The organism is Paenibacillus lentimorbus NRRL B-30488 (assembly GCF_000411595.1).
GTDB classification, from domain to species: domain Bacteria; phylum Bacillota; class Bacilli; order Bacillales; family Bacillaceae; genus Bacillus; species Bacillus velezensis.
The window spans coordinates 47,984-74,162 of record NZ_ANAT01000015.1 but is presented as its reverse complement, the minus strand read 5'-3'; the positions used below and the strand labels follow the sequence as shown (position 1 = coordinate 74,162).

The 26,179-nt window shown below is 46.6% G+C and carries 25 protein-coding genes, 1 tRNA gene and 5 pseudogenes; 25 read left to right on the top strand and 6 right to left on the bottom strand.

Going from position 1 to position 26,179, the window contains the following annotated elements; genetic code table 11:
- Positions 1-31 precede the first annotated feature (31 nt).
- From D368_RS09320 to rpsN, 4 genes are all read left to right on the top strand, one after another.
- Positions 32-985, top strand: a complete 954-nt coding sequence (locus tag D368_RS09320; protein ID WP_128574740.1) for an aliphatic sulfonate ABC transporter substrate-binding protein — start codon at positions 32-34, stop codon at positions 983-985.
- Positions 982-1,818, top strand: coding sequence for an ABC transporter permease (locus D368_RS09315; protein ID WP_128574739.1), 837 nt, complete (start codon positions 982-984; stop codon positions 1,816-1,818). The genes D368_RS09320 and D368_RS09315 overlap by 4 nt, the downstream gene beginning before the upstream one ends.
- 24 nt (positions 1,819-1,842) lie before the next feature.
- Entirely contained in the window at positions 1,843-2,979 is a 1,137-nt protein-coding gene (gene ssuD, locus D368_RS09310) for an FMNH2-dependent alkanesulfonate monooxygenase (RefSeq protein ID WP_128574738.1), read from the top strand.
- Between the two features lie 174 nt (positions 2,980-3,153).
- Positions 3,154-3,423: a 30S ribosomal protein S14 gene (gene rpsN, locus D368_RS09305; RefSeq protein WP_014417259.1), complete on the top strand. Its 270-nt coding sequence runs from the start codon at positions 3,154-3,156 to the stop codon at positions 3,421-3,423.
- Positions 3,424-3,443: 20 nt separating this feature from the next.
- On the opposite strand, the pseudogene D368_RS09300 reads toward rpsN, so the two are convergent.
- Positions 3,444-3,910: pseudogene (locus D368_RS09300) on the bottom strand (hypothetical protein).
- A complete protein-coding gene (locus D368_RS09295) occupies positions 3,907-4,110 on the bottom strand; it encodes a helix-turn-helix transcriptional regulator (protein ID WP_003155407.1) in 204 nt (67 codons plus the stop codon). The pseudogene D368_RS09300 and the gene D368_RS09295 overlap by 4 nt, the downstream one beginning before the upstream one ends.
- Before the next feature lie 188 nt (positions 4,111-4,298).
- Here D368_RS09295 and D368_RS09290 point away from each other — a divergent pair.
- Positions 4,299-4,372: transfer RNA gene (locus D368_RS09290), tRNA-Gly, on the top strand.
- A gap of 89 nt (positions 4,373-4,461) precedes the next feature.
- Here D368_RS09290 and D368_RS09285 read toward each other — a convergent pair.
- Positions 4,462-5,086: pseudogene (locus D368_RS09285) on the bottom strand (hypothetical protein).
- 84 nt (positions 5,087-5,170) lie between these two features.
- Here D368_RS09285 and queG point away from each other — a divergent pair.
- The 18 genes and pseudogenes from queG (at position 5,171) to D368_RS09190 (ending at position 21,415) form a co-directional block, all read left to right on the top strand.
- Positions 5,171-6,331, top strand: coding sequence for a tRNA epoxyqueuosine(34) reductase QueG (queG, locus tag D368_RS09280; protein ID WP_029973233.1), 1,161 nt, complete (start codon positions 5,171-5,173; stop codon positions 6,329-6,331).
- Positions 6,332-6,407: 76 nt separating this feature from the next.
- Positions 6,408-7,318 (top strand): annotated as a pseudogene (locus D368_RS09275) (amidase domain-containing protein).
- 36 nt (positions 7,319-7,354) lie between these two features.
- Positions 7,355-7,837 (top strand): tRNA (uridine(34)/cytosine(34)/5-carboxymethylaminomethyluridine(34)-2'-O)-methyltransferase TrmL, encoded by a 483-nt coding sequence (gene trmL, locus D368_RS09270; RefSeq protein ID WP_007610253.1) that lies wholly within the window; start codon positions 7,355-7,357, stop codon positions 7,835-7,837.
- 137 nt (positions 7,838-7,974) lie between these two features.
- Complete coding sequence (locus D368_RS09265) at positions 7,975-8,607, top strand: YhbD family protein (protein WP_015417094.1); 633 nt, start codon at positions 7,975-7,977, stop codon at positions 8,605-8,607.
- Entirely contained in the window at positions 8,598-9,311 is a 714-nt protein-coding gene (locus D368_RS09260; RefSeq protein ID WP_071392070.1) for a polymer-forming cytoskeletal protein, read from the top strand. Before D368_RS09265 ends, D368_RS09260 begins: the two co-directional genes overlap by 10 nt.
- An 11-nt stretch (positions 9,312-9,322) precedes the next feature.
- The gene (locus D368_RS09255; protein ID WP_101562844.1) at positions 9,323-10,033 is read left to right on the top strand and encodes a hypothetical protein; all 711 of its coding nucleotides are present in this window, start codon (positions 9,323-9,325) and stop codon (positions 10,031-10,033) included.
- 358 nt (positions 10,034-10,391) lie between these two features.
- The gene (gene prkA, locus D368_RS09250; protein WP_069473222.1) at positions 10,392-12,287 is read left to right on the top strand and encodes a serine/threonine protein kinase PrkA; all 1,896 of its coding nucleotides are present in this window, start codon (positions 10,392-10,394) and stop codon (positions 12,285-12,287) included.
- Positions 12,288-12,477: 190 nt separating this feature from the next.
- Positions 12,478-13,656, top strand: coding sequence for a sporulation protein YhbH (yhbH, locus tag D368_RS09240; RefSeq protein WP_069473223.1), 1,179 nt, complete (start codon positions 12,478-12,480; stop codon positions 13,654-13,656).
- A gap of 185 nt (positions 13,657-13,841) precedes the next feature.
- Positions 13,842-14,306, top strand: a complete 465-nt coding sequence (locus tag D368_RS09235) for a MarR family transcriptional regulator (protein WP_003155389.1) — start codon at positions 13,842-13,844, stop codon at positions 14,304-14,306.
- 36 nt (positions 14,307-14,342) lie between these two features.
- The gene (locus D368_RS09230; protein WP_007610259.1) at positions 14,343-15,008 is read left to right on the top strand and encodes an HlyD family secretion protein; all 666 of its coding nucleotides are present in this window, start codon (positions 14,343-14,345) and stop codon (positions 15,006-15,008) included.
- Positions 15,009-15,048: 40 nt separating this feature from the next.
- Positions 15,049-16,644, top strand: a complete 1,596-nt coding sequence (locus tag D368_RS09225; RefSeq protein WP_003155387.1) for an MFS transporter — start codon at positions 15,049-15,051, stop codon at positions 16,642-16,644.
- 24 nt (positions 16,645-16,668) lie between these two features.
- Positions 16,669-17,202, top strand: a complete 534-nt coding sequence (locus D368_RS09220; RefSeq protein ID WP_003155386.1) for an NAD(P)H-dependent oxidoreductase — start codon at positions 16,669-16,671, stop codon at positions 17,200-17,202.
- 12 nt (positions 17,203-17,214) lie between these two features.
- Positions 17,215-17,586, top strand: coding sequence for a hypothetical protein (locus tag D368_RS09215; protein ID WP_128574737.1), 372 nt, complete (start codon positions 17,215-17,217; stop codon positions 17,584-17,586).
- Positions 17,587-17,705: 119 nt separating this feature from the next.
- Positions 17,706-18,473, top strand: a complete 768-nt coding sequence (locus D368_RS09210) for a hypothetical protein (protein ID WP_070081544.1) — start codon at positions 17,706-17,708, stop codon at positions 18,471-18,473.
- A gap of 2 nt (positions 18,474-18,475) precedes the next feature.
- Positions 18,476-18,853 carry a GntR family transcriptional regulator gene (locus tag D368_RS09205; RefSeq protein ID WP_071392067.1) on the top strand — a complete coding sequence of 126 codons (378 nt, stop codon included), beginning with the start codon at positions 18,476-18,478 and terminating at the stop codon, positions 18,851-18,853.
- A gap of 33 nt (positions 18,854-18,886) precedes the next feature.
- Complete coding sequence (locus D368_RS09200) at positions 18,887-19,558, top strand: ABC transporter ATP-binding protein (RefSeq protein ID WP_128574736.1); 672 nt, start codon at positions 18,887-18,889, stop codon at positions 19,556-19,558.
- A pseudogene (locus tag D368_RS09195) lies at positions 19,559-20,475 on the top strand (ABC transporter ATP-binding protein).
- Positions 20,468-21,415: an ABC transporter permease gene (locus tag D368_RS09190; RefSeq protein WP_003155377.1), complete on the top strand. Its 948-nt coding sequence runs from the start codon at positions 20,468-20,470 to the stop codon at positions 21,413-21,415. Before D368_RS09195 ends, D368_RS09190 begins: the two are co-directional and overlap by 8 nt.
- Positions 21,416-21,505: 90 nt before the next feature.
- Here D368_RS09190 and cspB read toward each other — a convergent pair whose 3' ends face one another.
- Positions 21,506-21,706 carry a cold shock-like protein CspB gene (gene cspB / locus D368_RS09185; RefSeq protein ID WP_003155376.1) on the bottom strand — a complete coding sequence of 67 codons (201 nt, stop codon included), beginning with the start codon at positions 21,704-21,706 and terminating at the stop codon, positions 21,506-21,508.
- A gap of 382 nt (positions 21,707-22,088) precedes the next feature.
- Between cspB and D368_RS09175 the strand changes: the two genes are divergently transcribed.
- The gene (locus D368_RS09175; protein ID WP_003155368.1) at positions 22,089-22,919 is read left to right on the top strand and encodes a MetQ/NlpA family ABC transporter substrate-binding protein; all 831 of its coding nucleotides are present in this window, start codon (positions 22,089-22,091) and stop codon (positions 22,917-22,919) included.
- Between the two features lie 21 nt (positions 22,920-22,940).
- Here the strand turns inward: D368_RS09175 and D368_RS09170 are convergent.
- Positions 22,941-24,014, bottom strand: a pseudogene (locus D368_RS09170) (GGDEF domain-containing protein); the annotation flags it as partial.
- Positions 24,015-24,165: 151 nt separating this feature from the next.
- Here D368_RS09170 and D368_RS09165 point away from each other — a divergent pair.
- Positions 24,166-25,557, top strand: coding sequence for an L-cystine transporter (locus D368_RS09165; protein ID WP_003155366.1), 1,392 nt, complete (start codon positions 24,166-24,168; stop codon positions 25,555-25,557).
- 56 nt (positions 25,558-25,613) lie between these two features.
- Here D368_RS09165 and D368_RS09160 read toward each other — a convergent pair whose 3' ends face one another.
- Complete coding sequence (locus D368_RS09160; RefSeq protein WP_128574735.1) at positions 25,614-26,111, bottom strand: hypothetical protein; 498 nt, start codon at positions 26,109-26,111, stop codon at positions 25,614-25,616.
- Positions 26,112-26,179 lie beyond the last annotated feature (68 nt).

The window sequence follows — 26,179 nt, the reverse complement described above, 5'->3', positions numbered from 1 at the left end:
AAAAATCATCATTCTTTTAGCCGCAGCAGTCATGATGTCAGCCGGATGCAGTGCAGACGGGACAGGGGGGAGCGGGAAAACAGTGAAAGAAATCCGGATCGGCATCCAGCAGAGTTTAAGCCCGCTTCTCATTGCCAAGGAAAAAGGCTGGTTTGAAGAGGCCTTCAAAAAAGACGGAATAAAAGTAAAATGGGTCGAATTCCAAAGCGGTCCTCCGCAATTTGAAGGTCTTGCCGCCGATAAGCTTGATTTTTCCCAGGTCGGCAATTCACCGGTCATTTCCGGTCAGGCGGCAGGAATTGATTTTAAAGAGATCGGGCTGTCTCAGGACGGATTAAAGGCAAACGGCATTCTCGTAAACAAGGGCAGCGGGATTCAGAGCCTGAAAGAATTGAAAGGTAAAAAAATCGCCGTAGCCAAAGGCAGCAGCGGCTTTGATTTTCTCTATAAAGCTTTAGATAAAGCGGGGCTTTCCGCCGATGACGTCACCCTCATCCAGCTTCAGCCTGATGAGGCGGTTTCCGCTTTTGAAAACAAATCGGTTGACGCATGGTCCATTTGGGAGCCGTATTTGTCGATTGAAACGCTGCAGCACGGGGCGGAAATATTGGCGAACGGAGAAAGCACAGATTTATATTCTCCCGGTTTCACGTTAGTCAGAACGGGATTTTCCAAAGAACACCCGGATGAGGTTGTCCGTTTTCTGAAAGTGTTCAATAAAGCAGTTACATGGCAAAAGGAACACAAAGATGAAGCCGTCTCCTTATATGCGAAAATCAAACATCTTGATCCGAAAGTCGTCAGAAACGTGCTTAACAATACTGAGCCTCTCAATGAACCGATCAATGATGATATTGTCAAAGCCCAGCAGGAAACAGCTGATTTTCAATATCGAACAAAAGCGATTCATAAGAAAATCAATGTAAAAGACGTTGTCGACAATTCATTTATTAAAAAAGCGCTTGAAACGGGGGATGGCAAATAATGAAAGCAGAAGTATCAACGGCTCCCGGCACATTGAGCCAATCAGAAAAGAAAGTTGCGGCAAAGTCCCGGCGGTATTCATACCAATGGATGAAAGGGGTTGTACTCCCGGCTGCGGTCATCGCAGTATGGCAGTTTATCGCAAGTCTGGGCATCGTCTCTGCAACGGTGCTCCCGTCACCTGTCGTCATCTTGCAGACGTTTCAGGAACTTCTTCTTTCAGGTGAGCTTTGGGGTCATTTAGAGATCAGTTTATACCGGGCGGCTGCCGGATTTCTGCTTGGCGCGGGCCTCGGACTTGTTTTCGGGCTGCTGGTCGGTTTCTCAAAGCGGACGGAAGCATATCTTGATCCGTCTCTGCAAATGCTCAGAACGGTTCCGCACTTGGCCGTGACTCCTCTGTTTATTTTGTGGTTCGGATTTGATGAGACATCAAAAATTCTGCTGATCGCATTGGGGGCTTTTTTTCCCGTGTACATTAATACGTTTCTCGGAATCCGCAGTGTGGAAGCGAAGCTGTTTGACGTCGCGCGGGTGCTGGAATTTAATTGGTATCAGCAGATGACGAAATTAATTCTTCCGGCATCTCTGCCGAATATCCTGCTCGGCATCAGGCTCTCTCTAGGCATTGCGTGGCTCGGTCTTGTGGTGGCGGAACTGATGGGATCGAGCGAGGGCGTCGGTTATATGATTATGGATGCCAGACAATTTTCACAGACAAATAAGGTGTTTGTCGGCATTATCATTTTTGCGGCTGTCGGCAAGCTGACAGATGCATTGGTCAGAATGCTCGAGCGGAAACTATTAAAATGGCGGAACAGTTATGAAGGGTAACCTATTAAAAAAGGAGAGATTCATATGGAGATTCTTTGGTTTATTCCGACGCATGGTGACGGCCGGTATTTAGGGACGCAAACGGGAGGGAGAACAGCGGATCATCTTTATTTTAAGCAAGTGGCACAGGCGGCGGACAGACTCGGGTATACGGGGGTTCTGCTGCCGACGGGGAGATCATGTGAAGACCCGTGGCTGACGGCTGCCGCTTTAGCGGGGGAAACGAGTGACTTGAAATTTTTAGTGGCGGTCCGGCCGGGACTGATGCAGCCGTCTGTCGCCGCGAGAATGGCGTCGACAATGGACCGGCTGTCAGACGGCCGTTTGCTTGTAAATGTCGTAGCAGGCGGAGATCCTTATGAACTGGCGGGAGACGGCATGTTTATCAGCCACGATGAACGTTATAAGGCGACTGAAGAATTTTTAACCGTCTGGCGCGGACTCATGCGGGGCGAAACGGTGACATATGAAGGGGACCATATCAAGGTGGAAAACAGCAACCTCCTGTTTCCGCCAAAACAGTCTCCGCATCCGCCATTATATTTCGGCGGTTCATCACAGGCGGGAATTGAGGCTGCTGCGAAACATACAGATGTCTATTTAACATGGGGAGAGCCGCCGGAGCAGGTAAAAGAAAAGGTTGAAACCGTTAAAAAACAGGCTGCCAAGGAAGGAAGGACGATGCGTTTTGGCATCAGACTTCACGTGATTGTCCGGGAGACTGAGGAAGAGGCATGGGAAGCGGCTGAACGATTAATCAGCCACTTAGACGAAGAGACAATTGCGAAAGCGCAGGCTGCGCTCCGGCGCGCTGATTCATCGGGACAAAAACGGATGGCCGATCTTCATAACGGTGACCGCTCGAAGCTTGAGATCAGCCCGAATCTCTGGGCCGGCATCGGACTGGTCAGAGGCGGAGCGGGCACGGCGCTTGTCGGTGATCCGCAGACTGTCGCTGATCGAATTTTAGAGTATCAGGCACTCGGCATTGAGTCGTTTATCTTTTCAGGCTATCCGCATCTGGAAGAAGCTTATTATCTGGCTGAACTCGTGTTTCCGCTTCTGCCGTTTCAGAATGAGCGGACTAAAAAGCTTGAGCGCAGATTGGGTGAAGCAATGGGAAACGACCATTTTGCAAGAGGAAATAAAGCGACAGTCTGATGACGTCGCAAGGCGGATCATTGACGGCGGGTGCTTTCTGCGGTTTCATTTCCGGGGAAATGCCGGCAGTGAAGGCGGGTATTCACCCGCCTTTTTAAGCGCTTAGCTTGCACGATGCTCATCTGGATGATATGATACAAAGCGTAATTATTACGATTTGAAAGGAGTGCTGAAATGGCTAAAAAATCAAAAGTGATCAAAGAGCTCAAGCGGCAGAAGCTTGTTGAACAATATGCGGACATCCGAAGAGAATTAAAGGCGAAAGGCGACTGGGAAGCGCTGAGCAAACTGCCGCGTGATTCTGCTCCGGCCAGGCTTCATAACCGCTGTACGGTGACGGGGCGGCCCCGCGGATATATGAGAAAATTTAAACTGTCCAGAATCGCATTCAGGGAGCTGGCCCATAAAGGCCGGGTTCCCGGGGTGAAAAAAGCGAGCTGGTAACATAAAAAACTCCGGATCTGTCATGAACCGGAGTTTTTGCCGTGCTTATGAAAAGTGAAAACATAAGCCAAATGCTGAATCATCATCAGAATGAAAATCAAAAGAATCGGAAAAAAAGGTAGATGCGGCTGAATCAGCGGATAAAACAAAAGCAGAACGGCTGCGGCCGGCAATGAGAAGTAAATGGCGATATACGAGGAACGGCAAGCTTTAGCCGTCATCATTTGTTCTCTTTCATCCTGTTCCTCAAATTCATCGGGCACAAGCCTGTGCTTTTTGCCGTTTCGTTTTTCTTTTCGGCATAGATATACAATGCGGCACAAACGGTAAACAGCAGAAACGGAGTGATATTCAGCTCAAATGAACCGCTCCCCTCCGTTTGGAAAAACTGAGCGATCCGCGGCGCCGCTTCCATAAAGGAAATAAGCGTCCAGCAGGCCAATCCGTAGAGTGCAAGGTGAAAACACGCTTTTCTTTTCAAACTCATTTTTTCTCCTCCTCCAGCCAGAAAACTTCCTCCATCGGCAGTGAGAAAGCCCGGCAGATGTTAAGCGCCAATAAGAGTGAAGGCACATAATCTCCTTTTTCAATCGCTGCAATCGTCTGTCTGGTGGCTCCGGCTTCTTTTCCGAGCGTTTCCTGAGAATAGCCGAATCTGGCTCTCAGCTCTTTTACTTTATTTTTCATCATCAGGGCGTACCTCAAGTTTTCTTCTTTTTTATATTGTATGAGATTCTTAACAAAATGTAAACCTAACTTAACATGTGGACAAAAAAAGAATTTTTTTCGACAAATTTTTTAACATTCCCTTGACGAAAAAAAATATACATGTAATATTAGAAACATCAAATCGGTACTGACAAAAAAACTTTGATGCGGGTGTAGTTTAGTGGTAAAACCTCAGCCTTCCAAGCTGATGTCGTGAGTTCGATTCTCATCACCCGCTCCATACATACGTTATTAACGCAGTGTTTCGTTTCTCTGATAAACGAAGTATTGCGTTTTTTTATGTGAAAAAAGACACGAAGGCGTGTCTTTTTATGAAAGCCAAGAGACGGTATGCGTGCCTCCGTGAATTTGTTCAAACATTTTTGGTTAAAGATGATAGCAGCTCATCCGCCGCGTCGGCATGAAATGAAGGCGGGAAAAAGATCAGCTGCAGCATTTTCTTTGTGCCGGTTGTTACAGGGCGGGTGTTGATATGTCCGGTAAGGCCGCCGAAAATGCCGCCAGAGTCGGAGAAAGCAAGTACGTGTTCTTTTTCTCCGATTGTAATCGAAATCGGTTCATCTATTTCTGCGGCGTCATACGCCATGATGGGCAATGAATATTTCAAGGAGAAAAAAAGTATGGTATCATGGGCTGAATTCACACTTTCAATGAATCGTTCCCGGGAAATATCGCCGAGCATAAGCTCCATCGGCGTTTTTTGTCCTGAAAAGGCGGGACTGAGCTGTTCCATCATACGCGCCCACTCTTTAACAAAAGGCTGCTCATCTATACCGCCGTCAGCATAATCAAAGTAAAGAGATTCTTGAAATAAACGGAGGCGGCCTTTCAGCATTTGCGGAGCGGGCCCGACTTCGATCTGTTCATATAAGACGGCTGCCGCTTTGATCCCCGGCACCCGTTCAGCAATAAGTGGATCTAAACTGATGTTCAAGTGTGTTCACTCCATTTCGGGATGATAAAACTCTATTATACCCGTGCGGGAGCCTGATCACAAAGAAAGGAGGCTGTGCAAAAAATGAATATTCATAAACTGAAAGAGGAATTAATCGAATACGCCAAAAGCATCGGAGTCGACAAAATCGGGTTTACAACGGCTGATACGTTCGACAGTCTGCGGGACCGGCTGATTCTTCAGGAATCACTCGGCTATTTATCCGGTTTTGAAGAGCCGGATATTGAAAAACGGGTTACTCCGTCTTTGCTTCTCCCGAAAGCCAAATCAATCGTCGCCATCGCCCTTGCTTATCCTTCCAAAATGAAAGATGCGCCGAGGAGCACGAGGGACGGGCGGCGCGGCATTTTTTGCAGAGCTTCCTGGGGGAAGGATTATCATGATGTGCTGCGGGAAAAGCTTGATCTGCTGGAAAATTTTCTCCAAAGCAAACATGAGGATATCCGCACAAAGTCAATGGTGGATACAGGAGAATTGTCCGACAGGGCCGTGGCTGAACGGGCGGGAATCGGCTTCAGCGCCAAAAACTGCATGATCACCACGCCTGAATACGGTTCTTACGTCTATCTGGCTGAAATGATCACCAATCTGCCCTTTGAACCGGATGTGCCGATTGAAGATATGTGCGGTACGTGCACAAAATGTCTAGACGCTTGTCCGACCGGCGCACTCGTCAATCCCGGACAGCTTAACGCCCAGCGCTGTATTTCGTTCCTGACCCAGACAAAGGGATTTTTGCCGGATGAGTTCCGCACGAAAATCGGAAACCGTCTGTATGGCTGTGACACGTGCCAGACGGTCTGTCCGATTAATAAGGGGAAAGATTTTCATCTTCATCCGCAGATGGAGCCTGATCCGGAAATCGCAAAGCCGCTGTTAAAGCCGCTTTTGACCATAAGCAACCGCGAATTCAAAGAAAAATTCGGACATGTATCGGGATCATGGCGCGGCAAGAAGCCGATACAGCGGAATGCGATTTTAGCTTTGGCTCATTTTAAAGATGCCTCGTCTCTTCCGGAATTAACGGCCTTGATGCACCAAGATCCGCGCCCCGTCATCAGGGGTACGGCCGCCTGGGCCATCGGGAAAATCGGTGATCCTGATTATGCGGAGGAATTAGAAAAAGCGCTTCAAAAGGAGCAGGATGAGGACGCCATACGGGAAATTGAAAAGGGACTGGAGCTGTTATCGGTTTCTGATAAGACTAAAACCGGCCGGTCCTGACATATGTATAGAGAAAAAGCACTTGGCCGGAGTTCAAGTGTTTTTTCTTTATAAAATCGTATGGTGGGTGGAGCGCTTGAAGCATATTATTGAAGATTTAGCGGAGGCCCGGCTTCATTATTTAATCAACGGAACCGAGATGAGGCAGAATGGGCAGGCCGGCGATCTTGAGGTCCTGACGAGAAAAAAAGAGCTGTTTGAAAAACGGAAAGTTGACATCGTGAAAGCGAAGGCAAAAGCCGTCATTGTCAAAAGCAGTCTTGAGGACGACGGCACGTTATGCGTCATGTACACGATTCATTTCGAATATTTGTGCAAGGAGCATGACGGACACCTTTACTTAGAAGAGCAGATTGAGGAACGGACTGCATTTCTCTATGATGAGCTTTTGATTAAAGACCGGGAAGTAAAGAAAAACCGGCGGGATTTTCTGACGGAAACAGCGTAATTGAATATGAGCGGAGTGAACGGGAAGATTTCGGGCGGGCGTTTCAATACGACCGTCTGGCTGCGGTGCAGTACGCGGAGAAGTTTTGGAATAAACGAAACCCCGCTTATAAAAATTTCAGCGATAATTGCACCAATTTTATTTCCCAATGTTTACATGCCGGAAAAGCACCGATGCGGGGGCATCCGAACAGAGGCTCAGGCTGGTGGATGAAGGCAAGCTCGTGGAGCTACAGCTGGACGGTCGCGCATTCGATGAAGATGTATCTGGCCCAATCCAAGGCAGGGCTTCGCGCGGTGCAAGTATCAAGAGCTGAAGAACTGATGCCCGGAGATATCATTTGCTATGATTTTGAAGGAGACGGCCGTTTTAATCATACGGCGATCGTGGTCGCAAAAGATAAAAGCAATATGCCGCTCGTCAATGCCCAAACGTATGACAGCAGAATGAGATATTGGTCATATGAGGATTCAACGGCGTATACTCCTTCCATCAGATATGCGTTTTTTCATATTACGGATGATACGACAAAAGAGTAATTAATGATATAATGGTGGGCGGAATAAAAAACAGAGGTGAACATCGTGGCATTACATGTCGTTTTATATCAACCTGAAATCCCGGCCAATACGGGAAATATCGCACGTACTTGTGCGGCAACAGACACAACGCTTCATTTGATCCGCCCGCTCGGATTCTCAACCGATGATAAAATGCTGAAGCGCGCCGGACTCGATTATTGGGAGTTCGTCAACGTCGTATATCATGATTCATTGGAAGAGTTATTTGAAGCATATGAGAACGGAAAGTTTTTCTTCATTACAAAATTCGGCCAAAAGCCGCACACATCATTTGATTACTCAAATACGGAGGAAGACTTTTTCTTCGTATTCGGCAGAGAAACGAGCGGACTTCCGAAAGAATTGATCGAAAACAATATGGACCGCTGCCTGCGTCTGCCGATGACCGAGCATGTGAGATCATTAAACCTGTCCAACACGGCCGCGATTCTTGTATATGAAGCGCTGCGCCAGCAAAATTACAGAGATTTGACGTGAGAAAAAACGCCCGTATCCGGGCGTTTTTTTATTGAATAAAAAAGACGGGCAGCAGCGGTTCACGGCATTTTTATATTTTCAGGCTTAACAACGTAACAGTGTTATGTTACAATACATTCATCGAAGGAGCTGGATTCATGGAGGAACAACTGATTTCTAAAAAAGAATTGCTGGAAGAAACATCAATTTCATACGGGCAGCTGTACCGGTGGAAACGGAAAAATTTAATTCCTGAAGAATGGTTTATCCGAAAATCGACGTTTACAGGCCAGGAAACATTTTTTCCGAGGGCGGAAATATTAAAACGCATCTCAAAAATACAGAAAATGAAAGAAAATCTGTCTCTGGATGAAATGAGAGAAATGCTGTCTCCGCAAATGACTGATGTCAATATAACGTCTGCGGAACTGCTTCAAAAGGGACTGATTTCAAAAGCTGCGCTGCAAGTTTATGGCGAAGACGGCGTGACATTCACGTCCCGCGCGCTGCTGTCTTTATATGTGCTTGAAGGGCTTTTGCAATCGGGCAATATCAGCCTTGAGGAAGGAAAATTGGCGGCAGGGGTGCTGAAAACGTATGAGGCTTCCGAGCTGAAAGCGAATACGGAGCTTGTCATGCTCCGGAAGCTTGGCGTAACGACGTGCTTCATCGCAGACGCGGAACATATTTTGTTTGAACCGACTGTCAAAGTGGTTGAACGGGTGGCGCTTGCTGCGGCATCGGAAGAATTAAAAACGAAATGGATGCAGGAGGACCATCAATGGAAGTAACAGATAAATTAATCATTAACGGTTCGGGAAGTTCAAAAGGAGGCCGTTTTCATACAGTGGAGATCAACGGAAGCGGCACGGTGTCAGGTGATGTGGAGTGCACGAGCCTTTTGTTTAACGGCAGCGGAAAAACAGACGGACATGTCAAGACGCAAACGCTGACGATCAGCGGTTCGGGGAAAATTTCCGGCAGCGCCGAAGCTGAATCCATCCGTATCAACGGAACGGGTGTCATTAAAGGTGATGTCAAAACGGAGCGGCTGAACGTCGCGGGATTTTCATCTTTCGGCGGCGGTGTGAAAGCTGATGATATTTTCATATCCGGGAAAGCCGGGATTGAAGGCGATTGCGAGACAGAGACGTTCCGTTCGGAAGGCAAATGCAAGATCGGCGGCCTGCTGAATGCCGATGAAGTCAGTATTAAGCTGGCGGCGGGAGAGAGCCGGGTGAAAGAGATCGGCTGCCGCCATTTGAAAGTGATGAGCAGAAAGAGCGTGCTTACGCGTTTTAAGCTGATGCCGGCCCCGGTGCTGACAGCAGAGCTGATTGAAGGTGACATCATTGAATTGGCGGACACGAACGCGAAGACAGTCCGCGGGAATCATGTGCGGATCGGCGCAGGCTGCACCATTGGGACTGTGGAATACAGCGGCGATTTTACATGTGATCCTTCCGCTTTGGTTAACAAAGTCGTGAAACGATAGGAGGAGCTGCGATGGAAACGACAAAAAAATTGAGTCATTTAAAAATGTACGGAGCCGGACACGCCTCCGGCGGTTCCTACCAAAATGTAAGCATTAAAGGGGAAGGAACTGTCGGCGAAGGACTTCAAAGCGAACGCTGCCGGATATTCGGCACGGGACTTTTTCTCGGAGATGCCGAGATCAACAGGCTGAAAATTTTCGGAGAGCATGAAGTTGCAGGAGATTTATCAGCACATTCAGCAAATGTGATCGGCACATTGAAAGTCGGCGGCTCCATGCGTTTCGCCAGGATGAGGCTGAAAGGACTTGCTGAAATTGGCGGCGGGGCCGCGGGAGAGCAGTGTCATATAAAAGGCAGTCTCACCGTCGGCGGCAATTGCGAGACGGAGTTGCTTCATGTAACAGGATGTATCAATGTGGCGGGATTGTTAAACGCAGGGGACGTAAACATCCATTTGCGTTATGACCGAAGCCGTGTGAAAGAAATCGGCGGCACATCGATCACCGTCAGACGGAAACCCGGTTTTCTTAAACGGAAAGCCGGCATGCTTTCTGCTGAATTGATCGAAGGAGACGCAATTTACCTCGAATACACGGAAGCGGACATTGTCAGAGGGAAGCGTGTGGAAATCGGCCCGGGGTGCAAAATCGGAAAAATCGAGTATCAAACAAGCTGCAAGTCTCATGAAAAATCAACTGTCCAAGAACATATTCAAATATGAAACATTGTTATGTTGTACAGGAAAGGGTGCTCTCCATAAAGAGCACCCTTTTGCCGTTATTTGTTTTCAGGTTTGCTGTCGTAACCCGCCGTAAAAATGGATACTAAAAAAGTGAGAATGACCCCAAGTAAAATGATCGTTTTCATCATGTCTCCTCCTCTTTGCTTTTCCATTTGATGTCCGAGTCTGGATGAAACTGTATTTCTTTCATTATGAACGGTGCACCGGACCCTTGTCAATGACGGCCTTATAACGTCTTTATTTTTAAGAAACGAAAAGCATGTATTATCACGTCACCGCATAGATTGTAACAAAGTACCTTATTTCTAGTGCATTAACCATGATAGAGGAGGTTCTTATGGATATATTAAAGAAAATTGAAAAGTACAGAGAGGAAGAGCAGCGTCTCAAATGGGAAGGGACGTTCGCTGATTATTTGGAGATCATAAAAGAAAATCCATTGGTCGCGCAGTCTGCTCATTCTCGCGTTTTTAATATGATAAAAGACAGCGGAATCGAGGAGGATGACGGGAAAAAGACATACAGCTTTTTCTCGAGGGAGCTGTTCGGCCTTGAGGAATCTCTGGAACGGCTCGTGGAGGAATACTTTCACCCGGCCGCCAAGCGGCTCGATGTAAGAAAACGGATTTTACTATTGATGGGACCCGTCAGCGGCGGAAAGTCAACTCTTGTCACCATGCTGAAAAAAGGGCTTGAAGCCTACTCATTGACAGACAACGGAGCTGTTTACGCCATTAAAGGCTGCCCGATGCATGAAGATCCTCTCCATCTCATTCCCCATCATCTGCGCGACGACTTCTACAGAGAATACGGCATCAGAATTGAGGGCAGCCTTTCTCCGCTTAATGTCATGCGGCTTGAAGAAGAATACGGCGGCAGAATTGAGGATGTAAAGGTTGAACGTATATTCTTCTCGGAGGATAAACGTACCGGAATCGGAACCTTCAGCCCGTCTGATCCGAAATCACAGGATATCGCCGACTTGACGGGGAGCATTGATTTTTCGACGATTGCCGAATACGGCTCGGAATCAGATCCGCGCGCTTATCGGTTTGACGGTGAATTAAATAAAGCGAACCGCGGAATGATGGAGTTTCAGGAAATGCTGAAATGCGATGAAAAATTTCTTTGGCACCTTCTGTCACTCACGCAGGAAGGGAATTTCAAAGCCGGACGGTTTGCGCTCATCTCCGCCGACGAATTGATTGTTGCGCATACGAACGAAACGGAGTACCGCTCGTTTATTGCCAATAAGAAAAACGAAGCCCTTCACTCCAGGATCATCGTGATGCCTGTTCCTTATAATTTAAAGGTGTCAGAGGAAGAACGGATTTATGAAAAAATGATTTCTGAAAGTGATGTTTCTGACGTACACATCGCCCCCCATACATTAAAAGTGGCCGCGATGTTTTCTATTTTGACCCGGCTGAAGGAACCGAACCGCTCTGATATTGATCTCGTCAAAAAAATGAGGCTCTATGACGGAGAAAGCGTTGAAGGTTACAATTCCGTTGATCTGGAGGATATGAAGAAGGAATTCCATGATGAAGGAATGAGCGGAATTGACCCACGCTATGTCATCAACCGCATTTCCTCAACGATTATCAGAAAAAATATGGAATCCATCAATTCGCTTGACGTGCTGCGTTCCTTAAAAGAAGGACTCGACCAGCATCCGTCCATCTCCGCCGAGGACAAAGAGCGGTATATGAATTTTATTTCCGCCGCCAGGAAAGAGTACGATGACATCGCCAAAAAGGAAGTGCAGAAGGCGTTCGTCTATTCATATGAAGAATCCGCGAAAACTCTTATGGACAATTATTTAGATAATGTGGAAGCGTACTGCAATAAAAATAAGCTTCGCGATCCGCTGACGGGTGAAGAAATGAATCCTGACGAAAAACTGATGAGATCCATTGAAGAGCAGATCGGCATTTCAGAAAACGCCAAAAAAGCGTTCCGCGAAGAAATCTTAATCCGCATATCCGCCTATGCAAGAAAAGGAAAACGCTTTGACTATAATTCGCACGAAAGACTCCGCGAAGCGATTCAGAAAAAGCTGTTCGCAGACTTAAAAGATGTAGTGAAAATTACGACCTCCACCAAAACGCCGGATGAACAGCAGCTTAAAAAGGTCAATGAGGTAGTGGCAAGGTTAATAGATGAACACGGCTATAATTCGACAAGCGCTAATGAACTGCTGAAGTATGTCGGAAGCTTGTTAAACCGCTGATATTTGATTTCATCGAGAGGCCCGTCTGTAAAAGGACGGGTTCTTTTGTCTGTTTTTCGCAATTGTTTGTCAATTGGAGAGTCCGGCCGGCATAAGATAAAAATAAATCTTTTCGCCGGACTTGTTTCATAAACAGGACCAAGCCGGAATACACATGTAAAACGACCATAACGGTTAAGGAGGGGAATTCATGTCCCGTAATGACAGCGGAAATTTTTTGATTTCAGAGGAAGACTGGTCCCTCCATCGCAAAGGCTTTGACGACCAGCAGCGCCACCAAAAGAAAGTGCAGGAAGCGATAAAAAACAACCTTCCGGATCTTGTCACTGAGGAAAGCATTATTATGTCCAACGGAAAAGATGTCGTGAAAATCCCGATTCGTTCGCTTGATGAATATAAAATCCGTTATAACTATGATAAAAATAAACATGTCGGCCAAGGCGACGGCGACAGCGAAGTCGGCGATGTCGTCGCAAGAGACGGCGCAGATAAAAAGCAGGGCGCCGGAAAAGGCCAGGGAGCAGGCGATCAGGCAGGCGAGGATTATTATGAAGCGGAAGTTTCATTGATGGATCTGGAAGAAGCGCTGTTTCAGGAATTAGAACTGCCGAATCTGCAGCAAAAGGAAAGGGACAATATCGTCCATACCGATATCGAGTTCAATGATATCCGGAAAACCGGGCTGACAGGGAATATCGATAAGAAAAGGACGATGCTGTCGGCCTATAAACGAAACGCCATGACAGGCAAGCCGTCGTTTTACCCTATTTATCCGGAAGATTTGAAATACAAAACATGGAATGATGTGACGAAGCCGGAATCGAAAGCTGTCGTTTTAGCCATGATGGATACAAGCGGTTCGATGGGCGTATGGGAAAAGTATATGGCGAGGAGCTTCTTTTTTTGGATGACACGATTTTTACGGACAAAGTATGAAACGGTTGATATCGAATTTATCGCCCACCATACGGAAGCGAAGGTTGTGTCGGAAGAAGATTTTTTCTCGAAAGGCGAGAGCGGGGGCACCATCTGTTCCTCCGTTTACCGGAAGTCTCTTGAATTAATTGATGAAAAATATGACCCCGCCCGCTACAACATCTATCCGTTTCATTTTTCAGACGGAGATAACCTGACTTCGGATAACGCCCGGTGCGTAAAGCTCGTCAATGACATCATGAAAAAATCGAATCTGTTCTGTTACGGTGAGGTCAATCAATATAACAGGCATTCCACCCTCATGTCCGCCTATAAAAATGTCAAAGATGATAAATTTAAATACTACATCCTGAAACAGAAATCGGACGTATTTCAAGCGCTGAAAAGCTTTTTTAAAAATGAGGAAGCCGATATAAGCAAAGCATCGTATTAAATATAAAGCCGAGTGAAGAATCGTGCGGCCGCGGTTCTTCACCCGGCTTTTTTAAATTAAAAATAAAGAGAAAAAACGGCATAAAAAAATCCTTAAAAAATGAAACTTTTCTCTTTACAAACCTTCTTTCATTTATTAATATTTTATCTTGTGAACTATTATTAAGGGAATGAGGTGAAAATACGGTGATTGAATCAGAGCTCGCTTTGCTCAGTTTTGAACAACTGTTTGATACTTCCAGATCGATTTACAAAAAGCAGAAAATGATTCTGGAGACAGTGCTTGAACCTTTTGATATTACAGTGCTGCAGTATCTGCTGATGTTCAAAATACATAAGAGCAAAAGCACGCAGCTTTCAAGGCTGGCTTTGTCGCTTGATCTGAAACCGGCGTCTGTCACGAGAATGACCGATATTCTGTATAAGCGCCGCCTAATGGTTCGGAGCGACTATCACGACGACCGGCGTGTTGTTATGATTCAGTTAACCGAAGAGGGGGAAGAACTTCTAAAGAAAGCTGCTGTTCAATATGCCGAAAAAGCGGCGGTCTTATACCGGCAGCTCAATACCGCTGAACTGCAGTACCTGCGCAAGCTTGCGGAAAGTTTAACGAAGCTTGCAAACGGCTGTGCAGTGAAAAACGGAAAATAAAAAAATCCCCACATATTTTTATCATCATTCCACAAAATGATAGAGGAAGAAACGAAAGGAGAAAACAAAATGAACAGAGGACGTTTAATTCTGACCAACATTATCGGTTTGATTGTTGTTCTTGCAATTATAGGCGGAGGTGCTTACTACTATTATCAAAGCACACACTATGTAAAAACCGATGAAGCGAAAGTTGCCGGCGACATGGCTGCTATCACAGCTCCTGCTGCGGGTAAAGTAACTGACTGGAACCTTGATGAGGGGAAAGAAGTAAGCAAAAACGACGTTGTTGCAAAAATTAAAGGACAGCAAAATGCTGACGTTAAAGCCATCATGGATGGAACAATCGTGAAAAACGAAGTGAAAAACGGCCAAATGGTGCAAGCCGGTACGACAATTGCCCAGGAAATTGACATGAAACACCTTTACATCACTGCAAACATTAAAGAAACAGACATTAGAGACATTGAAGTAGGAAACAAAGTAGACGTAATTGTTGACGGCGATCCTAATACAACATTTGACGGAACAGTAGAAGAAATCGGTTATGCGACAAATTCAACATTTGATATGCTGCCTTCTTCAAACTCAAGCGGCAACTACACTAAAGTAACGCAAAAAGTTCCTGTTAAAATTTCACTCAGCAACCCATCTGACAAGGTGCTTCCTGGTATGAACGCATCTGTAAAAATCTCTGAATAATACAGATCAGTCATCAAACCATGAAGGGAGGTTGTCTTAGGTGGCTAAATCAGATAATCAAGTAAAAAGTCCTAAAACATTGCTTATTGTGCTTATGGCCGGGTTATTCCTGGCGATCTTGAACCAAACGCTTCTTAACGTGGCGATGCCGCACTTAATGACCGAGTTCGGTGTGAGTGCGACGACGATTCAGTGGCTTACGACCGGATACATGCTGGTCAACGGTGTTTTGATTCCGTTATCTGCGTTCTTAATTACCCGGTTCGGACAGAGAAGCCTCTTTCTCGTAGCCATGTTCTGTTTTACAGCGGGAACGTTAGTCTGCGGAATCGCGCCTAACTTCTCAACCATGCTGATCGGCCGGTTAATTCAGGCGGTCGGCGGCGGTATCCTGCAGCCGCTGGTCATGACAACCATTCTGCTTATCTTCCCGCCTGAAAGCAGGGGGAAAGGAATGGGGATTTTCGGTCTTGCGATGATGTTTGCTCCGGCGGTCGGACCGACTCTATCCGGCTGGATCATTGAGCATTACACATGGCGCATTATGTTCTACGGCCTTGTTCCGATCGGGGCAATCGTTATTATCATAGCGTTTTTCCTCTTTAAGAACTTGGTGGAACCGCAAAAAATCAAACTCGACAGCTTGGGTGCGATTCTATCTATTGTCGGATTCGCCTCATTGCTTTACGGAGTCAGTGAAGCAGGCAGCGACGGCTGGGGAGATCCGATCGTGCTGTCTACCGTCATTGTCGGTGTCATCGCGATTGCCGCGTTTGTCATTCAGCAATTGCGCTCTGAAAAACCGATGCTCGACTTCCGGGTATTTAAATATGATATTTTCTCACTTTCCAGTGTCATTAATATCATTATTACCGTTGCGCTTTACACAGGAATGTTCCTGCTTCCGATTTACCTGCAGAACTTAGTCGGCTTTACGGCGCTGCAATCGGGTCTCTTGCTATTGCCGGGCGCGATTGTCATGCTGATTATGTCGCCGATTTCCGGTATTCTGTTTGACAAAATCGGTCCGAGACCGCTTGCGATTATCGGGCTGGTCATCACGGTCGCAACGACATTCCAGTACACAAAATTGACAATTGACACACCTTACACGCACATTATGCTTGTCTATGCCATCCGCGCATTCGGTATGTCACTGTTAATGATGCCTGTTATGACAGCCGGAATGAACCAGCTTCCGGCACGGTTGAACAGCCACGGCACGGCGATGAGCAACACGCTCCGCCAGATCAGCGGATCAATCGGAACAAGTTTGATCACAACGATTTATACGAACCGTACGACAATGCATTATTCGCAGATTGCGGATAAAACAAGCACGGCTGATCCAAGCTTCATGCAGTCGTTCCAAAGCGCGGTTTCGAATTTAATGGTCAACATGAACATGTCGCTTGATGCGGCGAAACAAACCGTTTATTCATATCTCTACAAAACAGCTTCACTTAATTCCAACGTTATGGGGATTAATGACGCGTTTATGTGGGCGACGATCTTTGCGGTTATCGGCGTAGTCCTGAGCCTGTTCTTGCGTGACGTACGGAAAGACAAACAGCGGGCGAAGAAAAAAGAGGAGCTGTCATTGCTCCCGGCCCCTAAAGAAGTGAAGGAATCTTAATCATCTGAATGGGAGGTTTCCTGAATGAAAATTTACGTAGTGTACGATAGTGAAGGCGAACACACAAAACATCTTGCTGAAGCCATTGCCGAAGGAGCACGAGAAAACGCTGAGGCTGAAGTCCTGATCGACCATGTCGATCAAGCAGACATCCGCAAGCTGAAAGACATGGATGCCATTATCTGGGGATGCCCGGGACACTTTGGCACCATCAGTTCAGGCTTAAAAGCGTGGATCGACAGACTCGGCTATCTGTGGGCTGAAGGCGAGCTGATTGATAAAGTCGGCGCTGTATTCTGTACGACGGCGACAACACACGGCGGATTAGAAATGACAATGCACAATCTGATCACTCCTATGTTTCACCAAGGCATGATTGTTGTCGGTCTTCCCGGCAACGTTCCTGAAAACGCGCTGTACGGCTCTTACTACGGCGCGGGCGTCACATGCCCGGTTGACAGCGATGTGCTGATGACGGAAGAAGGCCTTCAATTAGGCCGTGCGCTTGGCAGACGTGTCAGCCAGGTCACTGGTAATCTAACTGCCGGACGACAGTAAGGAGAGGGTTATATGGCCATTATTATAGCGGTTATTGCTGCTGTCATTGTGATTGCACTTCTTATCACATTCAATGTCCGCAGCACTTCTGCAGGACAGGATGTCAAAGAAGAAAAGAGAGAAGCGATCGGCACTACAGCCGAACAGCCGGAAAAGCATGATCCGGCCGAGGAGCGCTCAGCCGAGCATGCTCCCGTCGTTGTAAAATCTGAATCTCCCCGTGAGAAAAAGAATACAATGGGCGATGATGTGTACCGTCAGGCGCTTCAGAAGTTTAAGACTTCTGAGACGGATCAGGAACCAAACGCTCCTGATAGCGGCGGCAAAATGCAGGATAGCAGCTATCGTGATGCGCTGCTCTCCTTAAAAAACAAAAAGAAGTAATTGAAAAGGCAAATCCGCGTAAGAGTGGATTTGTCTTTTTTTTATTGAAGATATTGTAATACATGATGATCTAGTGTACTATGTTACTCATACACTTGATCCGAATGGAGAGAGAAAGAATGACATCGTTTTTAGGTTTGCTGAAAAAAGATGCGAAAGTTTCATGGATTTGGCTCGCGGTGTGGCTTTGCGGCATGATTTGCTGGGCGTTTGCAGCCCACGTCATCGCTGCCCGTCAGAAAGAACCGCTCGTCATTTTCGGCTTTTTTACGGCAATGGGGTTTTTTCAATTTCTTGTAGCGCCGCTTTTTATGTATTATCACCTTCATAAAGAAGGAAAAAACCAGCTGTGGCTTTACAATCCGAATGGGGGATTTTATCTGCTGGCTTCCAAGCTGACGGCCTCACTGCTGTATCAGTTGATCGGGCAGCTGGCGCTGACCGGTTACGGCATTTGGATGTACCGGATGCTTTCTGCAAAAGGAGCGCTGGAACACGCCATTCCCCTGGCCGGCACATTAACCGGGCTGAATGCTTACCTGCTGATCAGTTCAGCGTACTTATCTGTGATCGTGGCCGTATTTTGGACTGTTTTTCACTCATTAAAACATTTTCCCGTCCTCCGTTGGGTGATCTGCATCGTGCTTGCATTTGTCTGGACCTATATTGACGATAAAATCATTACGCCTTTCACTTCATCTCAACATGATTTATGGCCGGTAAAAGTGTATGCGAATTTTCATTTTCATTATACAAAATTGACCGGATGGACGATGGAGCTGAAAGCCGTCCACATTTCGCTTTTCAGCTTCCTGGCAGTGATCGTGCTTGCAGCGCTCTGTCTCGCGCTGGCCTCTATGCTGCTGAATCGAAAGGTTGAGGTGTAATGATGGAGAATGAATTTCAGTCATCCAAGCCGATTTATCTGCAGATTGCCGATCGTATATATTACCGGCTGATCCGAAGTGAGCTTTCACCGGGGGACAAACTGCCGTCCGTAAGGGAGATGGCCGTACAGATGAAAGTGAATCCGAACACGATACAAAGAACGTACAGTGAAATGGAAAGGCTGGGGATCGTGGAGACGAGAAGAGGACAGGGAACCTTTATAGCGGAAAGATCCGATCTGAAAGCAGAGCTGAAAGACAGGCTGACAAAAGACGTTTTCAAACGCTTTATTCAGGAAATGGCGGAGCTGGGGTTATCTCCTGAGGAAATGCTCGACGGGATCAAACAATATGCGGAGGAAGCAAACGATGAATCTTGATTTTGAACGCGTAACAAAAAATACGGCCGCAGGATCGCGGTCAGCGATGTATCATTTTCATTGTCTCCGGGTAAAATCTACGGAATTTTAGGGCCGAACGGAAGCGGTAAATCAACAACGCTTAAAATGCTTGCCGGGCTTGCGTTCCCGACATCGGGCGCCGTCCGGATGGGAGACTGCGCAGTAAGCAGGAACATGCTGTTTCGTACGGCTTATTTAACCGAACATGATATGTTTTCCGCCCGGACGACTGTCGGTGATATGCTCACATTTTATCATTCGCAATTCCCGGATTTTCAGCTGGAAAAAGCACATAACCTATTAGCGGAAATGAATCTTTCAGCGGAGCAGAAGATAAAAGAGCTGTCCAAAGGCAGCCGGGGCAGGATGAAAATCGTTTTGGCCCTGTCGAGAAAAGCATCGGTCATTCTGCTGGATGAGCCGTTTTCAGGTCTTGATCCGGCGGTCAGGGAGTCGATTGTCAACAGTCTCGTATCTTATATTGATTTTGACAGCCAGATCGTTGTCATCGCCACGCATGAGATCGGCGAGATTGAGACGCTGTTAGACGAAGTGATGGTTTTCATAAAAGGGAAAATCGCTGAACGGCGCGAGGTCGAAGAAATTCGGGAACAGGAAGGAATGTCCGTGCTGCAATGGTATAGAAGCGTCATGCAGGCGCATGAAATAGAAGGGGGATTCTAATTGGAAACCGTATTAGAACTGCAACAGGTAAAGAAAACGATAAAAGGACGAACGATTATTCATGATCTGAGCTTCTCCGTCCGGGCGGGCGAAGTGTTTGGATTTTTAGGGCCGAACGGAGCGGGGAAAACCACTACGATCAGAATGATGGTCGGATTAATGAAACTGTCTCAGGGAGACATCGTAATCTGCGGGGAATCCATTACGAAAAACTATGCAAAAGCGGTCAGGCACGTCGGAGCCATCGTGGAAAACCCGGAGCTGTACAAATTCTTGAGCGGCTATAAAAATTTACAGCAGTACGCAAGGATGGTAAAAGGCGTTACGAAAGAAAAATAGATGAGGTCATCGAGCTCGTCGGGTTGCAGGACAGAATACATGACAAAGTAAAAACCTACTCTCTCGGGATGAGACAGCGTCTCGGCCTCGCCCAAAGCCTGCTGCATAATCCTAAGGTGCTGATTCTGGATGAGCCGACAAACGGCCTCGATCCCGCCGGCATCAGAGAAATCAGGGACCATCTGAAAAAGCTGACACGTGAAAAAGGAATGGCTGTCATCGTCTCAAGCCATCTTCTGTCAGAAATGGAGCTAATGTGCGATCGAATCGGCATTCTGCAAAAAGGAGAGCTTGTCGATATTCAAAAAGTAAGGGATGAAGGAAAAGAGGATAAAGATACATACTTCTTCCATATTGAACAAAGAGAAGAGGCTCTTGCCGTTTTGAATCAGTTTGACTGTGTGAAGAAGACAAACGGCATTGAGATCCAGCTGTCCAAACAGGAAGTGCCTGATGTGATATCACTGCTCGTCCGTGAAAACATCCGCTTATATGAAGTGAAAATCATGACAAAATCTTTGGAAGACCGTTTCTTGGAGATTACCGGCGGGACGAAAGAGGAGGTTCAATATGTTTAAGCTGATCTATAATGAATGGATAAAAATTTTCAGCCGCGTCGGCACGTGGGCTATGATTGTGATTTTAGGCGTTTCGATGATCGGTTTTGCGCTTCTGTCAAACCATTTCACCTCGAGCGAAGCCAATCCGAATTGGAAACAGGAGCTCCAGGCTGAAAACAAAGAAATGAAACAGCAGATGAAGGAAACCGGAAATCAGACGCTCATTGATAACCTGAAACAGAATGTCGCGATAAATCAATACCGTATGGATCATAACATCCCCGAGGATACAGGGTACACAGTGTGGTCATACGTAGCTGATTCTTCGATGATGACTGTTTTGACCGGGCTGTTTACGATTATCATTGCCGCAGGCATCGTGGCGAATGAGTTCAACTGGGGGACGATCAAGCTGCTGGCCATCCGTCCGCTCAGCCGTTTTCAGATTTTGCTATCTAAATATATGACGGTGCTGCTGTTCGGACTGCTGATGCTTGTGATTTTATTTGCCGGCTCCGCTCTGTTGGGATTGGTCTTTTTCGGTACAGGCGGAGATACTGCGGCTGATGTTCATCTCGTATACAAAGACGGCCATGTTTTTGAGCAAAATATCATCGCTTTCCTCGCTAAAACATATGTCTATGAATCTGTCTCCGCTTTTATGCTTGCGACGATGGCGTTTATGCTGTCTGCGGTATTCCGGAACAGCTCATTAGCGGTCGGATTTTCTATTTTTCTATTGGTTATGGGGAACACGGCGACGGTATTTCTTGCTGCGAAATTTGAATGGACCAAATATATTTTATTTGCGAACACGGATTTGTCGCAATATATGAACGGGACTCCTTTAGTAGAGGGGATGACGATGACATTTTCTGTTGTGATGCTTGTGATTTACTTCGTTATTTTTCTGGCGCTCGCATTCGGCGTCTTCTTAAAACGGGATATTGCCACCTGATATAAAAAAGCTGTTTTGCCTTTGCAAAACAGCTTTTCGTTTTAGATGAAAAAACCTGCCGGCGTACACCGGCAGGTTTTTTAAAACAATTTATGCTTTTGTTACGTTAGCAGCTTGTGGTCCGCGGTTTCCTTCAACGATTTCGAAAGAAACAGATTGGCCTTCTTCTAAAGTTTTGAAGCCTTCGCCTTGAATAGCAGAGAAGTGAACGAATACATCGTCTTGACCTTCTACTTCGATGAATCCGAATCCTTTTTCAGAGTTGAACCATTTTACTTTACCTTCTAACATGAAATTTCCTCCTAAAGCGACATAACGCTTAAATTCACTATTCTTGCTCTAAAACAAACTTCCAAGACGAAAACTCTTACAAAACTTTCTTCTTAAAGATAGTTCGAACAAAAATAATTACCTTTACTCTACCAGTAATCCGAAGAAAAAACAACTGCTAAATGTAACTTTTTTCGAAATAACATGTTTTAAGAGGAAAACGCTCTGATACGGAAATCTGATTTGAGACCAGAACAGCCCATTTCCAGCTGATAAAAACCGCTTTGCAGCCTCTTAAGGAAGCAATTGACAACCCTTTTTTTAATCGGTATTGTATGTAATCATGAGCCCGAATACCATGGTGCAGCTTCTGTACATAAAAATAGATAGGGAGTAGGTCAACTTGAATCTGCGGCTTATAAACAGTCTGTTTCTTTTCATTTTGATCATGTCACTTACTTCATGCGATTATCCTGACGGGAACCGGACCATTACTATCGGAATCAATGAATCTGATCAATCGATCTGGGAGTTTGTCGCGAAAAAAGCCGGTGAGGAAGGATTGCAGCTTTCTTTGGTAACGTTTTCGGATTATGCCGAGGCCGATTTGGCACTTGCCGGCGGGGATCTCGACGCCAATGCGTTTCAATCCGTTACTAATTTTAAATCTTTGCCGCCTCACGTGAAAAAGAAGCTGGCTCCTTTAGGAACGACATATGCGGCATCGCTGGGGGTGTATTCCAAGCAACATAAACGGCTGAAGGATATACCGGACGGAGCGGTCATTGCCGTGCCTGATGAAGCGGCGGCCTTCGGCAGGGCGCTTTTTCTCATGCAGGAGGCCGGACTGATTACATTGAAAAAGGGATTCACCGGTACGGGTTCAACTGATATGATCAAGGACAACCCGAAGCATCTGACCTTAAAAACGGAAACAAAAAAGAACGCCTATCAGGCGGCGGAACATGCTGACGCAGCAGTTCTCAGTCAAAGCGAGGCGAAAAAAGCAGGATTTCATGCGGAGAAGGACGCGCTGATCCGATCGGCGCAAATGAAGGAAGCGTATATTCATCTGATCGCCGTCAGAGCTGAGGATAAAGATGATGAACGGATGCAAAAACTCCTGTCTTTGTATCAATCAGACGATACCGCGGCGTTGATTGAAAAAGAATATGAGGGCAGCCTGATTCCCGTTTTCCTGAGGGGCGGCTTTCTCACTGAAAAGAAAGAATGATTTCCTCTTCGGGCGATCATTCTTTTTTTCAGTGCTGCACACTTGATTGCGCCCTGATGTTTTCGCTTTGTACAGCATCCGGTCCGCGATCAGGGGCAATGTCTGAGGATCCGGTGTATTTGTCGGATAATGCGCGATGCCGAGGGAAACGGTCACGGGAATTGTATCTCCGCTCGTCAGCAGAATCGGGTTCGCGTCAATCGTGTGCCTGATTTCCTCTGCGAGGTGAAGCCCTTTTGTATACGTGCAATTGGGCATAAGCACGGCAAATTCTTCCCCGCCGATGCGGGCTGACGTATGAGAACTGCTGAGTAAGAACCTTAGGCGTGCCCCCAGTTCCTTCAGCACTTGGTCCCCTTCATAATGCCCGTATTGATCATTGATCTGCTTAAAGTGATCAATATCCAAATAAATAAGCGCGAGCTGAGACGAGGGGGATTGAGACGCCCGATCGTACAGAACGCGCGAGACGTCCTCGAATTTTCTCTTATTAAAAATCCCCGTCAGAAAATCATAATTCGCTTGAAACTTGTATTGCTTGAACAAAACGCGGGCATCGGCTTCGTGTTTAATGATATACAGTGACAGCATTCCGCCCAAGACGGAAATGAGCCAATAATAAACGAGGGCCCCGGCAGGCTGCTCAGGCATAAGAAACAGCAGCGTCAGGGTGAAAATAACATTTGAAAAAAGCAGCATAACGAACGCCTTTTTGTGATCCGGCTTTTTTCCTCTGAGGACGGCCGCAGAAAGTATCGCAATAACCCCGACTGCGGCGATGGAAAAAATGGCGCTGGCATTGAAATTGATCAGGATACGGCCTGCGACGATAATCGCAAAGGCGGCTGCCGTAGACACCCAGCCTCCGTAAAGAGCGGCGATGATAATGGGGATATTTCTGAGATCAATGATGGAATCGGAGTAAGAAAAGCCGAAAACAATCAGAAAAACTCCTAAAAGCCCGCAGACCGTCCCCTTCAGTAATTGAAACATCGGACGGTCTTCTTTATACGAAAGCGACTCTTTAAAAAGAAGGGTGAACAGATAATTAAATGTGATTAAAATCGTTAAATTAAGAAACAGTTCCTTCAGCATAACAATCACCCTTATATAAGTTACTAGAGAAAGGGTGGAAAGAAAAGAGAAAAATCAATAAAAATACATATATTGTCAATCCTTACTTGACCGATCGGAATTGATATAATATAGTGTTAAAGGATAATGAGCAAGGGAGTGTTTACCTGTTTTGGAGAATTTATTTGTAGTCTTACATGTTTTTATTATGCTTTTGCTTATAGCAGGTCTGTTTGTCATGCAAAAAAAACACGTTTCCTTTTCTAAACGTGTCTTTACCGCGCTCGGACTAGGCATTGTATTCGGTTTTGCACTGCAATTGATTTACGGGCCGGCTTCACATATCGTGACACAAACGGCTGATTGGTTTAATATCGCCGGCGGCGGTTATGTCAAATTGCTTCAGATGATCGTCATGCCGCTAGTCTTTATTTCTATTCTCGGCGCATTTACGAAGCTGAAACTGACCCATAACATCGGGAAAATCAGCGGACTGATCATCGGAATTTTGATCGCTACGACAGCAATTGCCGCGGCAGTCGGAATTGTTTCGGCGCTTTCCTTTGATTTGAAAGCCGTTCATATCGACCAGGGAAGCACCGAGTTATCAAGAGGCCAGGAGCTGCAGCAAAAATCTGAGGATATGACGGCCAAAACGCTGCCTCAGCAAATCGTTGAGCTTCTGCCGGGAAATCCGTTTCTTGATTTCACGGGAGCCAGACCGACTTCCACCATCGGAGTCGTTATTTTTGCCGCTTTCCTCGGCATCGCTTTTCTGGGCGTGAAACGGAAGCAGCCGGAGCATGCCGCGACGTTCAGCGGAATTGTCGATGCGGTATACGCGATTATTATGCGCGTCGTGACATTAATTTTAAGACTGACGCCTTACGGGGTATTGGCGATTATGACAAAGACGATCGCGACAAGCGACATCGACAGCATTGCGAAACTGGGGATGTTTGTGATCGCTTCATACGCCGCGCTTATCGTCATGTTTATCATTCACTTGCTGCTGATTACGTTCAGCGGTTTAAATCCGATCACATACGTGAAAAAAGCATTTCCTGTCATGGTGTTTGCGTTTACGTCCCGTTCAAGCGCAGGGGCTTTGCCGCTTAATATTAAAACGCAAAAAAGCATGGGCGTCCCTGAAGGAATTGCGAACTTCGCCGGTTCATTCGGTTTATCGATCGGTCAAAACGGCTGTGCCGGCATTTACCCGGCGATGCTCGCGATGATGATTGCGCCGACAGTAGGGCAAAACCCGTTTGAACCGGGATTTATCATCTCCGTCATCGCCATCGTGGCAATCAGTTCATTCGGTGTAGCAGGTGTGGGGGGCGGCGCGACATTTGCGGCTCTGCTCGTCCTATCCGCTTTGAACATGCCTGTCGCGCTTGCCGGGCTGCTCATTTCAATTGAGCCGTTAATTGACATGGGGCGTACCGCCTTAAATGTGAGCGGCAGTATGACCGCAGGGCTGTTAACAAGTAAAATGACGAAGGAAACCGATACCGCGGTGTACAATGATTCCTCAATCGTCATTGAAGCTGAAGAAGCTTAAGTAGCGCTAAAACGAAAAATCCTTCATCGTTGAACGAATGAAGGATTTTTTTGTTTCTAATGATTTCCGGGTTCAATTTCTTCCAGCATATTCATCACGGTGCTGTCATTTAAAACATTAACCGCGCTTTCTTCGAAGTGAATCGGCTCGGTATAGTGAGGCTTCGGCGAAGTTTTTTTACTGCGGTCTGCCTGTCCGTCCGTATGGGATGAGCCGGAGTGGTTGCGGGAAGTCTGCTCATGCTGCTGTCCGCCGGATTCCCCGCCGAAAGCCTGTTTGATCAGCTCAGCAGGCTGCATGGAGCCGGTTTGTGAATGCCGTGCTTTGTCCGTGTGCTGCTGTCCGCCGGATTCCCCGCTGAAAGCCTGTTGAATCAGGTCAGCAGGCTGCATGGAGTGTGTACCATCTTTATGCTGCATTCGGCCTGAAACCATTCCGGAGATTTTCCGGCGGATTTCGGGTGATAAAGCTGCAATCAGAATCGATGATCCGATCAGCAGCGCTGTCGGGCTGATGCCGCTTTTTTTGTCTGAACAAGTTAAATCCCTCCTCATTCAATTGATTACGCCTTACCTTTCCCTTTCCTTCTGATATTTATCCAAACCGCTCAGAATGCAAACGG